Source organism: Akkermansia sp. N21116, assembly GCF_029854705.2.
Taxonomy (GTDB): Bacteria; Verrucomicrobiota; Verrucomicrobiia; order Verrucomicrobiales; family Akkermansiaceae; genus Akkermansia.
In genome coordinates this window covers 2,268,206-2,280,795 of the sequence record NZ_CP139035.1, presented here as the reverse complement: position 1 = coordinate 2,280,795, position 12,590 = coordinate 2,268,206, and the positions used below count along the sequence as shown (strand labels likewise).

At 51.2% G+C, this 12,590-nt stretch carries 11 protein-coding genes; 4 read left to right on the top strand and 7 right to left on the bottom strand.

Going from position 1 to position 12,590, the window contains the following annotated elements; genetic code table 11:
• Positions 1–39: 39 nt before the first annotated feature.
• From QET93_RS08875 to QET93_RS08845, 7 genes are all read right to left on the bottom strand, one after another.
• Positions 40–579 (bottom strand): flavoprotein, encoded by a 540-nt coding sequence (locus QET93_RS08875; protein ID WP_280126260.1) that lies wholly within the window; start codon positions 577–579, stop codon positions 40–42.
• Between the two features lie 18 nt (positions 580–597).
• Positions 598–2,898, bottom strand: coding sequence for an NAD-dependent DNA ligase LigA (gene ligA, locus QET93_RS08870; RefSeq protein WP_322189950.1), 2,301 nt, complete (start codon positions 2,896–2,898; stop codon positions 598–600).
• Positions 2,899–2,984: 86 nt separating this feature from the next.
• A complete protein-coding gene (locus tag QET93_RS08865; RefSeq protein WP_280132140.1) occupies positions 2,985–3,572 on the bottom strand; it encodes a tetratricopeptide repeat protein in 588 nt (195 codons plus the stop codon).
• A complete protein-coding gene (locus QET93_RS08860; protein WP_280132141.1) occupies positions 3,569–5,149 on the bottom strand; it encodes a tetratricopeptide repeat protein in 1,581 nt (526 codons plus the stop codon). The genes QET93_RS08865 and QET93_RS08860 overlap by 4 nt, the downstream gene beginning before the upstream one ends.
• Positions 5,150–5,377: 228 nt before the next feature.
• A complete protein-coding gene (gene icd / locus QET93_RS08855; protein ID WP_280126256.1) occupies positions 5,378–6,625 on the bottom strand; it encodes an NADP-dependent isocitrate dehydrogenase in 1,248 nt (415 codons plus the stop codon).
• Positions 6,626–6,667: 42 nt separating this feature from the next.
• The gene (locus tag QET93_RS08850; RefSeq protein ID WP_280132142.1) at positions 6,668–8,209 is read right to left on the bottom strand and encodes a YcxB family protein; all 1,542 of its coding nucleotides are present in this window, start codon (positions 8,207–8,209) and stop codon (positions 6,668–6,670) included.
• On the bottom strand, positions 8,206–8,754 hold the full coding sequence (locus QET93_RS08845; protein WP_280132143.1) for a hypothetical protein: 549 nt from the start codon (positions 8,752–8,754) through the stop codon (positions 8,206–8,208). Before QET93_RS08845 ends, QET93_RS08850 begins: the two co-directional genes overlap by 4 nt.
• 158 nt (positions 8,755–8,912) lie before the next feature.
• Between QET93_RS08845 and QET93_RS08840 the strand changes: the two genes are divergently transcribed.
• From QET93_RS08840 to QET93_RS08825, 4 genes are all read left to right on the top strand, one after another.
• The gene (locus tag QET93_RS08840; RefSeq protein ID WP_280126253.1) at positions 8,913–9,935 is read left to right on the top strand and encodes a sugar kinase; all 1,023 of its coding nucleotides are present in this window, start codon (positions 8,913–8,915) and stop codon (positions 9,933–9,935) included.
• A 67-nt stretch (positions 9,936–10,002) separates the two neighbouring features.
• Positions 10,003–11,370: an MBL fold metallo-hydrolase gene (locus QET93_RS08835; protein WP_280126252.1), complete on the top strand. Its 1,368-nt coding sequence runs from the start codon at positions 10,003–10,005 to the stop codon at positions 11,368–11,370.
• Between the two features lie 25 nt (positions 11,371–11,395).
• Positions 11,396–12,007 (top strand): dTMP kinase, encoded by a 612-nt coding sequence (tmk, locus tag QET93_RS08830; RefSeq protein WP_280126251.1) that lies wholly within the window; start codon positions 11,396–11,398, stop codon positions 12,005–12,007.
• 124 nt (positions 12,008–12,131) lie between these two features.
• Entirely contained in the window at positions 12,132–12,575 is a 444-nt protein-coding gene (locus tag QET93_RS08825) for a PTS sugar transporter subunit IIA (RefSeq protein ID WP_280126250.1), read from the top strand.
• Positions 12,576–12,590 lie beyond the last annotated feature (15 nt).

The window sequence follows — 12,590 nt, the reverse complement described above, 5'->3', positions numbered from 1 at the left end:
CACGGGAAAAAGGAAAAAGTGAGCTATTTATGGCTTTCTTCACGAAAGAAGGTCTTGGATTTTCAGGATAATGTCGTCGACAGGGACGAGTTTTCCAGCACCCCGTACTCCGCATGCGAGAACTCCTTCCTCTGCCGGTCCCAGAATGTGGTGCTTGGGCCGGGCGGCCAGAATACTTGCGTTCTCTTGAGTGGCGGGGTGAGCCCACATCCATGTATTCATAGCCGGGCAGATGAGAACGGAAGCCCGCGTAGCCAGATAAGTAGATGTTAGCATGTCCGGAGCGGCCCCTCGCGCCATATTGGAGATGGTATTGGCCGATGCAGGGGCGACGACAAACAAGTCCGCCTTGACGGCAAGATCGATATGGGGCGGCATCCACTCGTCTTTCTCATCCTCAAAGGAGGAAAACACCCGGTTTCGTGAAAGAGTCTGCAGGGTCAGGGGTGTGATGAATTCGAGGGCTTTCGCCGTGCAGACACAATGGACTTCGTGACCGAATTTGACGAGACGGGAACAAATGTCGGCAGCCTTGTATGCTGCAATGGAGCCGGTGACTCCTAGAATAATGGTAGCCATGGTGAATTGAGAGGGGGATCAGGATTTGAGCATGTTCATGAAATCTTCTTCGGAGAGGATCGGAATACCGAGCTTAACGGCTTTGTCACGTTTGGAGCCTCCACCTTCTCCAGCCAGGAGATAACCTGTCGATTTGGAGATGGCGGAGAGAATTTTCCCTCCATTGTCGGTAATCAGTTTCTCAAAATGACTTCGGGGCTGACTGAGAGTTCCGGTCAGGACGAAACTTTTGCCGGACAAGGCGCCTGCCGGAGTTTCCAGCAAATTGAATCTGTAGGATTGGGAGGTGGGCTCAATGCCGAACTCCTTTAACCGGCGCAGAACGTCTTGCCCGGCTTGGGAGGAAAAGAAGTTCAGTACTTCCCGTGATGCTGCCGGCCCGATATCCGATCCATAGGCAGGAATCCCCCCCTGCTTCCCCTTCAACTCGCGGATGTAGCCGCGTTCCAAATAGGGGACGGCCAGGGAGGAATACTCTTGCAGCAGATGGGCAAATTCATCATGGATGGTCTCCATATCCTCAGGATGTTCCTTGATGCGTTTTTTATTGGCTCGCGTCTTGGGATTGGCTTCTTGGAGCTGTGCTGCCAATTCGTCGAGGCGAAGCAGGTCGTTCAGATACTGGGAAGAGGCCAAATCTGCCAGATCGCGGTGTGTGTCCGCCAGGGACTTGGCGACAACTTCTCCGACCTGGGGAATACCGAAAGCAATCAACCAGCGTTCCATACCCAGATGGGGTGATAGGCGGAGCGCCTCCAGTGCTTTTAATGCATTCTTTTCTCCATATCGTCTCGGCTCGTCTTCCGTGCCAAGGTTCAAATTGGCAAGTATATCGAGTTTCAGGGAAAATAAATCCAGGGGGGAGTGCGCTATGCCTCGGGCGACAAGGGCTTCAGCCACGCTGGTACCGATACTCTCCACATCCAGGGCTGCCCGTGAACAGAAATGGGAAATGCGGGAAACAGCCTGGGCCGGACAGGTGAAGTTGGTACACTTCCAGGCAACCATGCCTTCTTGTCGGGAGATCGGGCTTCCACACGCCGGACATACTCCATGGATGGCTTCTACGAGAGAATAAGGCTGAGAACCGGCAGGACGTTTGTCCATGTTGACTTTGATGACGGCCGGGATGATTTCTCCCGCTTTTTCGACAAGAACCGTATCGCCGATGCGAATGTCCTTGCGCGCGATTTCATCCTGGTTGTGCAGAGTGGCGCGCGAAACCGTCGAACCGGAAAGATTGACAGGTTCCAGTTCCGCCACCGGGGTTAATACTCCCGTCCTGCCGACCTGGATGGAAATGTCCTTTAACAGTGTTTCCTTCTGTTCCGGTGGAAATTTGTAGGCGGCAGCCCATCTTGGAGCACGGGCCGTTGTTCCGAGCTTCAAGCGCAATCCCATATCGGATACCTTGACTACAGCCCCATCGGTACCGAAAGGGAATCCATGGCGTTCGCGGTCAATGCGCCGTACTGCTTCCCGTACTTCATCCAGAGTTGCCGCTTCGATAACCGGAGTATTACAGGGGAGTCCGCAGGATTGAAGGAGAGCCCAGAAATCCGAGGCAGACTTCAGTTCCGGTCCATGGTAATCGCCAAGTCCATGGGCAATAAAGGATAGAGGCCGCCTGGCTACTTGCCGGGAGTCCAGAAGTTTCAGCGTACCAGCAGTCGCGTTGCGTGGATTGGCGAAAGCGGGCAATCCTTCGAGATCGCGCTCGGCATTAAGCCGGGCAAAGCCTTCGCTGGGCATGAAGACCTCTCCCCGGACTTCCAATATTTCGGGAGCCTCTGCCGGCAAAATCAGGGGAATTTTCCGTATCGTCCTGATGTTGGAGGTAATATCATCCCCTATCTCCCCATCCCCCCGGGTAGCCGCATAGGCAAGGGAACCGTTCCTGTACATCAGGGTAACGGCGACACCGTCAATTTTGGGTTCGACCGTTACCAGGACATTTTCTACCCCCAGGGTTTTAACCGTGCGTTCGTAGTAATCGATGAGTTCTGCATCGGGAACCAGTTCGTCCGGATGTTCGAATACATCGTCAATGGACAGCATGGGGACTGCATGGCGGATCTGGTTGAACCCTTCCAGAGGAGCTCCTCCCACACGCCTGGTAGGAGAATTGGGGGAGTCCAGTTCCGGATGCTCTTTCTCCATATCCTCCAGTTCGCGGAACATGGCATCATACTGGGCATCCGATATTTCCGGATCAGCATCCTCGTAGTACAAGCGATTATGACGTTCCAGTTCACTGCGTAGCCATGCGATTTGTTGGGAGACCGATTGAGCAGGATCAACAGGGGTAGAGGAGGACATCTGCCTTTCGGGTGGGTTGAATAAGTCGAAAAAATCGTCGCTCATAAGATGGGAATAGGAAAATGAAATAATGAGGGAAGAGGAGATTACAGTTTATTGGCGGCTTCTCGTCCGAATGCCGTTTTAGGATACCGTTTCGCGGTTTCCCTCCAATAGGCGGCCGCTTTATCGGGACGGTTCAGACGGGTCTTGTAGATTTTTCCGATGCGATAAAGAAAGAAAGCCCTGTCTTCCCGGTTCCAACGACGGGAACGGGAGCATTTCTCCAAGACTTCGATAGCCCGGACATAGTCCTCCATCGGATCAATTAAAAAGGAAATATACATGTCCCATGCCCGCATGAATCCTTTATGCGTTTCGGCATAATGTTCCAGAATCCGGCAGGCGCCGGGTATGTCGCCAGCCTGTTCCAACTGTCGGGCTGCCTCTACCTCGATGTCTTCTCCCGCATTGGAGTGGGAGGAATAAAAGAAACCGGATACGATCTCACCCACCCAGGGAAAAGTCCACTTCCAAAGGATCCATGCCTCCAGAATGCCGAATGCAATCCCGATCAGAAGGGATAAGTAAATATCAATATCGAACTGAAGGATCTGCTGGGCAACAACGAGGGGTAGGGTAAAAAGGACGAGGTTTCGGAATGTGTCTGTAATATATTGCCTCGTTGTTTTCATGGTTGTTCCACGACAAAGCCGGCGCGTTTCGCCGCCACTTTGGCTCTCTTCAGGTTGACTTCGGCATCTTTGTTGCCGAGTTTGGCGGCTTCGCCATACCACTTGATGGCATCTTCCAGATTGCGGGGCATGCCGGAGCCGAGTTCACACATGGAAGCAAGATTGTTCATAGCCTTGGTATCTCCTTTTTCCGCACCCTGGGTGTAATACTTGTAGGCCGTCGTCAAATCGCGCTGCGTACCGATGCCTTCTTCGTACATGTAACCGAGCATGAAATCCAGAGAAGGAGTGTCGGGGTAACCGGCTTCCACCTCCTTGAGCATCGTGAAGGCTTGGTCCGGATTTTCTTTCATTCCCATCCCCTTCATCATGTAACGGGCATATTCTACCTTTGCTGCCGGAAACCCGAGGGCGACGGCTTTCTCCACCCATTCCCGGGCCGTATTGATGTCGCGTGGCACACCGAAGCCGATTTCGTAGTATTTTGCAAGCTTGAGCATGCCTGTGACTCCTCCCATGTTGGCAAGAACCGTTGCGTAGCGGACGGACTTGTCCTCGTCGCACGGCACGTTGTAATTATTATCCTGATAATACTTGGAAAGAGTATCGAGAGCTTCGAAGCTACCCTGATCTGCCGCCCTGGTCAACATGCTGATCCCCCCCGGGGCGTCCTTGTCTTCCTCCACCAGCTCAATACCTCTGCTGAGGAGCAAATCCAGCTGTCCGCGGTCACACAGGGCGCGTATCCACTTTTTCTCCTGATCTTTGGCGGCGGCTTCAGCCTCGGGATCGTTTTCTTCGGCATTACGCATGGTATTGAGGAGAATTTCAATCGCATCGATTTGCCCAAGGTCGGCAGCCTTATGGAGCCACTCAAGACCTTCTTTCGTCCGGTTCGACGAGTCGAGATCATACAGAAGAGCCTTGCCGTAAACAGTCATGCCTTCCGGGTCTCCTGCCTCTGCCGCTTCCCGGGCATATTTGATGCCTCCTTGGATATCTCCATCATCGGCGGCTTGGCTGAAAAGATACAGATAGGCCAGGGAAGCGGCAGCACGGATATCTCCATGATCCGCCTTACTGGTCAGAGCATGTGCCCAGTGGATGAATTCCTCTTCTTCAGGAGGGGGAAGAAGGGAGATCAGGGCATCCATCGCATACACGTCTCCCTGACGAGCCAGATCCCGGCAGGCTTCTACCAGCTTTTTGATTTCTGCCGATTCCTCCTCGGGATTTTCCGCTTTCCATGCATCGGGATGGGTCAAGGCATCCAGGTAAAGAGCAACAGCAGGATGTTCGGATGGCTTGGCGCAATTCAGCCATTTTACAGCCCAGTAATTAGCCTCCATCGCTTCAGGGGAACGGTTTTCTCCCATATCGCCTTGAAGCATCCAATGGCGTGCAAGAACCAGGGCTGCCATGTAGTCGCCTTCCTGAGCGGCTTTTTGAAGTTCTAGAGTACTCCAGCCGGAATAGGGTAGTTTTTGACATACTTCTTTCCATGTAGGAACGGCCTGGGGCGACGCCTGGTCGAGTTGCTGGGCAAAGGACGAGGAAACTATGCCTGCTGACATCATCAGCAGAACTGTTCCGGAATAGAAAAGTATTTGCTTACCCTTGAAGAACATCTCGGTTCTCAGAATAGCACGGCATCCCGTAACAACGCAAATTCATTGCAAGTCAAAGTATCGTTTTTTTTGTCCTTGTTTACAAAGAATCCGACGGAATTGGAAAATGCCGGAAATAGAAATTGGGGATTCCTCCTTCTCTCAGAAAGCAGAAATCCCCAATAATGAATGGAAAACCTAGAAGATAGCCCTGATCAGCTCCTGTCCGTATTCCGAACATTTCAGCTCCCGTGAGCCGGGTATCATTTCCGCCAGATCGAAGGTAACGGTTTTGCGGGAAATAACTTCGTCGATAGCCCGGATCAACAGGTCGGCCGCTTCCGTCCACCCCATGTAACGGAGCATCATTTCAGCGGACAAAATGAAGGAACTGGGATTAGCCTTGTCCAAACCGGCCAGCTTGGGCGCCGTACCGTGCGTAGCTTCGAAGACGGCGTGTCCGGTGAGGTAATTGATGTTGCCTCCGGGGGCAATGCCAATGCCTCCGACCTGGGCTGCCAAAGCGTCGGAGATATAGTCTCCATTGAGATTGAGGGTAGCGACGACGTCAAATTCTTCGGGGTGCAAGAGAATGTCCTGCAGGAAAGCGTCAGCGATGCTGTCCTTGATAAGGATGCCGTTAGGCAGTCTCATCCATGGGCCTTCGCCAATCTTTTCGGCACCGTATTCACGTTCCGCCACGGCATAGCCCCAGTCGCGGAATCCACCTTCGGTAAATTTCATGATGTTACCCTTATGCACGAGGGTAACACTCTTGCGGTCATTGGCCAGAGCATAGTCGATGGCGGAACGCACGAGGCGTTCCGTTCCTTCACGGGAAACAGGCTTGATCCCGAACCCGGAACTCTCCGGAAAACGTACTTTGGAAAATCGATCGGGGAAGGTTTCCTGCATCAAGGAGATGAACTTCCGGCAGTCTTCCGAACCTTCCTTGAATTCGATACCTGCGTAAATATCCTCCGTGTTTTCGCGGAAAACGACCATATCCACCTTTTCAGGAGCCTTGACCGGAGTTTCAATTCCTTTGAAATAACGTACGGGACGCTGGCAGACAAAAAGATCAAGTCCCTGGCGCAGGGCGACATTCAGACTGCGGATACCGCCGCCGACAGGCGTTGTTAACGGTCCCTTGATCCCGATAAGATACGTACGAAACGCTTCCATCGTCTCGTCGGGAAGCCAGGTCCCAAGATTATCGAAAGATTTTTGACCGGCATAGACCTCATACCAGGCAATCTGCCGTTTCCCGCCATAGGCCTTGTCTACAGCTGCGTCGATCACGCCCGATGCGGCAGCCCAGATGTCGGGGGCCGAACCGTCGCCAATAATAAAAGGAACAATAGGACAGTCGGGCACCTGCAACTGCCCGTTCATCATGGTAATTGCCTGTCCGTCTGACGGTGGAATGAATGAAAGCTCAGTCATGACGGGGCGATACCTACATGGACGGGCCAGGTATGGCAAGCTTTATTTCCCTGACGGCATGACCGGTGTCCTGACGTTGTTTTCTTCCCGGAATACCTGGACTAGCCGCCCATCCTTGGAAAATTCAAATCCGTAGAAGACATCGGAAGAATTCGAATACAACTTTCCGACGAAATTCGTCTCGCCATCACCGAGAGAATAATCAACCTTCAGCTGATTGCCGACAATACCGCGTTCTTTCAGAACAGCAACGAAAATTTTCCGCATGCACTCTTCCGTTTTCGGGTAGAAGGCATCCATATAATACTTCATGGCCTCATCCCGGTTGGGCGGCGTTCCCCAGCCATGGTCATAGCACATACCCATGGCGTACTTGTAGGCATCCTTCATCACATTGGGAACAATGTCAATTTGTTGAAGGAGATCAAAGGATTTCTTCCTGGTTTCCTCACCCCCCTGTTCCTGCCATTCCATAACCTGCATCATCCTGGCCCAGGTCATTTCCTGGGCCAATCCCTTTTTAAGAATAACTTCCCGTTCTTTCTCCGGAATGGAAGCAATGGCATTTTGGATATCATCGTCGAGACTGGTTCCCGATCGGTTGAGCCATGCTTTGTAAAACATGATCAAAGCCTTCTCCTTGTCCTGGTCCATGCCAATGCCGTCGCGAGCGCAGATACCGATATTCAAGAGGGATTTTGAAACCCTCGGATATAGATTCCAAATATTCAGTGCTTCGTAGATATCCTGCCCGACCATGCGGCCATCGCGGTACAAGTCCGCCAATTCAAAATCAGCCCAGGTGTTTCCTAGATCCGAGGCATGCCTCAGTTGGGCGAGAGCTCCTTCCGGGTCGTACAAATCCGGGTACGTGTCCGGGTCGGATTTTATGGAATACACGGACTTGATTGCACGGAAGTTATCCTGTTTTGCCGCTTCTTCGTAATACTGCAACGCCTTTGTCGGATCTTCCTTTACCCACATGTTGCCCTTGTCCATGAGTTCTTCACAGGAGGTGGAAGATTCCGGAATCCACAGAAAACATCCGATAATCATGATCGTCATGATTGAGAACAACAACTTATCCGGTATCGATCTCCCCTTGATGGAAAGATTGTGCCGTTTAACCAGAGACCGCAGTTCATCTACCTGTTCCAGAGTGATGTGTGCCTTGGTCAAAGTCAGAACGGGGAAATGGTCAATGAGTAAAACGAACAAGCCAGACGTTTCTCGTACGGAAGTGAACAGATCCCAACTGTATTGAGCATGCAGGCCGTCACTTGCTGTGAGTCGGATTTTTTCTTCATCCAGTTCCACATTGTATGAGATTTCTCCAATGCATTCCGTATTCATCGCCTGAATACCTCCACATGTGTAAAGCTGCTGGAGGCGCCACCATGCAACAACCAAGGCTACCGAAGGCATCAACAGATGCATGCCATATCCGTTATTTCTGAACAAAACACAAAAAGCGGCAACAATAAAAAAAGAAATAGTCAAGTGAAGCTTCCTGCGGCGGGCTACCCAAATGCGGGACAAGCCTCGGAAGGCTTTTTTGTCAAATGGTGGAATGTGAAATTTCATATCTGCAGGGTCTCCCGTTGGATGGAATGGAATTCCAGAATATCTTTCAGCTGGTTTGTTGTTTCTTCCGTCAGGATTTCCCATGGGAGCACGGCAATAATGCGGGCTTTTCCATATTTAATGAGAATCCCGGATGGAAGCCTGACATACCCTGACAGACGAGGGTAGGGGATGCGTTCCGACAGCAGATCATGGAATGTCACGGTCAGAGCATCATGCCCGAAACAGTACCGTTTTTCGTAACTCCCTTTCGACAAATAGGAGGCATATTGACGAGCCCATTTCCATGCATGAAGAGGCAAAGTCGAAAGAATAATCAATGCGAGGCCTAACCCAAAAAAAATGATGGGGAAACAGGAAGAATAAGGGATGTCGTTCATGATGGAAGCCGCAATAAGCAGGCAACCTGCAACCCTGTAGTTCCGGATTGATATTTTGCGTTGCCCGGTCAACAAATAATATTCCTCCATGAACGTTTCCCAGACAGCTCGCTTTTGCGGTGGCACTTCCAACGTTAAGACAGGATGCGGTTCTTCCTCGGACATGTGACTTTCATGTATACCACGATTCTCTCAAAGAGAAAACCCAATTTTCACGTGCGCATGATCGAAAAAATCTGTACATCCGTATGAATTGGACTATGTACTTAAGGGCGTTACCGCAGTTCCCCGGAACGGTTTGCGGTAAAAAAACAAAGATTTTTATGGATACCAAGGAATTTGATCTGATCTCGTTCGGGGAAGTGATGCTGCGCCTTTCGCCACCACGCCATGCACGTATTGTGGACGGTGATATTTTCGAAAAGCGGGCTGGGGGAGCTGAGTTGAATGTCGTCTCGGGAGTTGCTCTTCTGGGACTGAGAACGGGGATTATTTCCCGCCTGCCCCAGAACGAACTCGGTACGTTTATCAAGAACCGTATCCGTTTCGTCGGAGTATCCGACGATTTCCTCCTGTACGATTCATCGGATGATGCCCGTCTGGGTACCTATTACTATGAAATGGGAGCCGCTCCACGGAAACCAACGATTGTTTATGATCGCAAGGGAGCATCCATCACACGGATCAGCCTGGATGAGATTCCGGATGGCGTCTATTCCTCCGCCAGCATGTTCCATACAAGCGGCATCAGTCTGGCCCTGTGCGAAAACATGCGTCATGTCGCCGTGGAATTGATCCGCCGTTTCAAAGAGCAGGGCGCCATGATTTCCTTCGACGTCAACTACAGGGCCAACCTTTGGGATGAGGACACGGCCCGGGAAACAATTCTGAGTATCCTCCCGATGGTAGATGTCTTGTTTGTTTCCGAGGAATCCAGTCGTCGCATGTTCCGGAAAATAGGAACCCTCCACGATATCATGAAGAGTTATGCCGACGAATTCGGCATCAAGATCATCGCCTCCACCCAGCGTACTGTCATCAGTCCGCGCAAACACGATTTCACTTCGGTTCTCTACAGTGCCGCAGAGGATACCTTCTACACGGAAAAACCGTACCAGGGAATTGACGTCATTGACCGCATCGGATCCGGTGACGCCTATGTATCGGGTGTTCTTTTCGGATTGCTGAAATACGGGGATCCGTTCAAGGCCATGCAATTCGGGAACGCTACATCCAGTGTCAAAAACACGGTGCCGGGAGATCTCCCTTCATCGGACTTCAAGGAAATAGACCGTATTATTGACGAGCACAACGCTACGGGGCCAGTCAGCGAGATGAACCGCTAAAATTGAGATGGTGTCATGCGCCCGGATTGACAAAGGATGGGGGCAGGTCTATGCTTTTTAGCTCATAATGATTAGTTTTACGAACATTAGCGGTGCCGAGGAAATCGGATCCAACTGCTATCTGCTGGACATTGAAGGAACCAAAGTGGTGCTGGACTCCGGTATGCACCCTAAAAAGGAAGGACTGGCGGCTATCCCTGAATTCGGATTGATTGACGAAGGTTCTCTGGAAGCAATTTTCATTTCACATTCCCATCTCGACCATTTGGGCACACTTCCCGTTTTGCAGGATAAACAGCCGGGAGCGGAAGTATTTATGACGCCAGCGGCGGCAGCCGTTTCAGAGGTCATGCTGCATAACTCCGTCAATGTCATGAGTTCCAAGCGACTGGAGTTCGGCATCGTCGAATACCCCCTCTTTACGCATCAGGAATTGGACCGTTTGTCGGAAAGCTGGCAGACCAAGGCTTGTAATGAAGCCTTCCGCGTCGGATTCAACAAGGACGTTCTGGCTACATTCCATGATGCCGGTCACATCCTCGGATCAGCCGGCGTCTATCTGGAAAGCGCAACTGGCCATTCGATCTTCTATACAGGCGATGTCCAATTTGAAAACCAAAGTTTGATTCCCGGAGCGGACTTCCCTGAAGACGGAGTCGATACCCTGATCATGGAATGCACGCGCGGACTCCAAAAACGCCCGGAGGGCTACACGAGGGAAGGGGAACTGAAAAGGTTTGCTGCCAGGATTTCCGATACGTTGGCCCGTGGAGGCATTGTTCTGATTCCTGTATTTGCTCTCGGTAAAAGCCAGGAAATGCTCTATAATCTCCACCGCTTCAAGAAGGAAGGGTGGATTCCGGCTAAAACGCCGGTTTATTATGGAGGACTGAGTGCCAAGGTGACGCGACTGTATGATTTGTTCGACTCCAAAACCCGCCGGATGGATGCCGGGTTCCTGATCAAGGATGAAGTAGTCATTACCCCGTTGCCTAAAAAGGCTCGCGGACCAATGCGTTGTGAACCTGGTAACATCTACCTCGTTTCCAGCGGAATGATGACGGAAAAGACTCTCTCCAACACATTGTCCGACCAGATTCTTCCCAACCCGAAAAACTCGATTCTCTTTGTCGGCTATTGCGACCCGGATTCTCCGGCCGGTTTACTAAAGACAATTCCTCACGGAGAAACGGTCAAACTCCGTCCGAATGCCCATCCCGTACCCGTCAATTGTGAAATCGACAGTTTCGACTTTTCCGGTCACACCGACCGGGAACTTTTGATCGGCTATGCCAAAAAGTTGAATCCCTCCCAGATCGTTCTTGTCCATGGAGATCCAGAAGCTCTCGAATGGATGCGTACGAGGCTGACTCTGGAACTCCCGCAGACAAAGATCATTGTCCCGAAAGCCGGGCAGGTCTATCTGTTGAACTAATATATATAACAAAGAGCCCCATACCATGAGCTTCTCAGGTGTCAGAAACGGCAAATTAATTGTTTTTGAAGGTATTGACGGTACCGGAAAATCAACTCACATCGGAGCGTTGAAAACCTTTCTTGAAGCTAGAGGAATAGAAGTCGTACAAAGTTACGAACCGACACGCGGGATATGGGGAGCCAAACTGCGGGATTCCGCTGTCACGGGACGACTCTCACTGGATGAAGAGATTGACCTCTTCATCAAAGACAGACAGGATCATGTCCACACCCTTATTGCTCCGGCTTTGGAACGTGGCGCCTGGGTCTTGCTTGACCGCTATTACCTTTCCATGATGGCTTACCAGGGAGCCAGAGGCATGGATGTGGAGACAATCCGCACGTTAAATGAAGAATTTGCTCCGATTCCCGATGCCGTCATCTGGCTTGATATCCCCGTGGAGACCGCTCTGTCGCGCATTGGGAATCGTGGTGAACGGGATGCCTTCGAAGCCGAAGAAGCTCTCCTCTCGTGCCGAAACATCTTTGCCGGTATTAACGAGCCGTGGATGCTGCGCGTAGATGCGAATGCCGAACGCGATGTCGTCGCGGCAAGAGTTGTCGGAGCCCTGCAACAGTACGGTATTCTTGATTAACCCGTCTTCAACGCGGAGAAACAGGAACCGTAACGAATTTGGTGAAATAGCATTGAAAAATTCTTGTATATAAGGGGCATTCGCATTATTCTAAAGCCTTAACCTGCACTGCCTCTCTTGTACCGTGAATTCTTTTCAGCTGTTGAAAATTACGCAACTATCCGATGCGGAACAACCCTTGCCGGCTTTCCGGGAATTGTTTACTTCGCTGGAAACGGATTTGGCCCCGGAAACTTTGGAAGATTTGAAGGAAGCCGTCCTGATCCGGGAAGAGGCATCATCAACATATCTGGATCAAGGACTGGCAGTCCCTCATGGACGCATTGATTCTCTGGACCAGGTCGTCATTGCCGTCGGTCTGAACGAAAACGGAATCCAATGGCCCGATGCCGGACGCAAAGCTCACCTAATCATCATGCTAGGTGTTCCGGATTCTATGATTACCGGCTATTTAGTGATGATGCAGAAAATCCTCCGCTGGCACAAACAGAGCAAATTGATTGATGCCTCCGGCAATATTACGGATCCCGGATTGCTGGAAAAAGAACTCAGAGACGTTCTCGGATAAACATCCTAACAGAAA

What these genes read in the sequence shown, in the direction of transcription:
- QET93_RS08875 (WP_280126260.1), bottom strand. Translation starts at nt 579, where the DNA reads ATGGCTACCATTATTCTAGGAGTCACCGGCTCCATTGCAGCATACAAG.
- ligA (WP_322189950.1), bottom strand. Translation starts at nt 2,898, where the DNA reads ATGTCCTCCTCTACCCCTGTTGATCCTGCTCAATCGGTCTCCCAACAA.
- QET93_RS08865 (WP_280132140.1), bottom strand. Translation starts at nt 3,572, where the DNA reads ATGAAAACAACGAGGCAATATATTACAGACACATTCCGAAACCTCGTC.
- QET93_RS08860 (WP_280132141.1), bottom strand. Translation starts at nt 5,149, where the DNA reads ATGATGTCAGCAGGCATAGTTTCCTCGTCCTTTGCCCAGCAACTCGAC.
- icd (WP_280126256.1), bottom strand. Translation starts at nt 6,625, where the DNA reads ATGACTGAGCTTTCATTCATTCCACCGTCAGACGGACAGGCAATTACC.
- QET93_RS08850 (WP_280132142.1), bottom strand. Translation starts at nt 8,209, where the DNA reads ATGAAATTTCACATTCCACCATTTGACAAAAAAGCCTTCCGAGGCTTG.
- QET93_RS08845 (WP_280132143.1), bottom strand. Translation starts at nt 8,754, where the DNA reads ATGTCCGAGGAAGAACCGCATCCTGTCTTAACGTTGGAAGTGCCACCG.
- QET93_RS08840 (WP_280126253.1), top strand. Translation starts at nt 8,913, where the DNA reads ATGGATACCAAGGAATTTGATCTGATCTCGTTCGGGGAAGTGATGCTG.
- QET93_RS08835 (WP_280126252.1), top strand. Translation starts at nt 10,003, where the DNA reads ATGATTAGTTTTACGAACATTAGCGGTGCCGAGGAAATCGGATCCAAC.
- tmk (WP_280126251.1), top strand. Translation starts at nt 11,396, where the DNA reads ATGAGCTTCTCAGGTGTCAGAAACGGCAAATTAATTGTTTTTGAAGGT.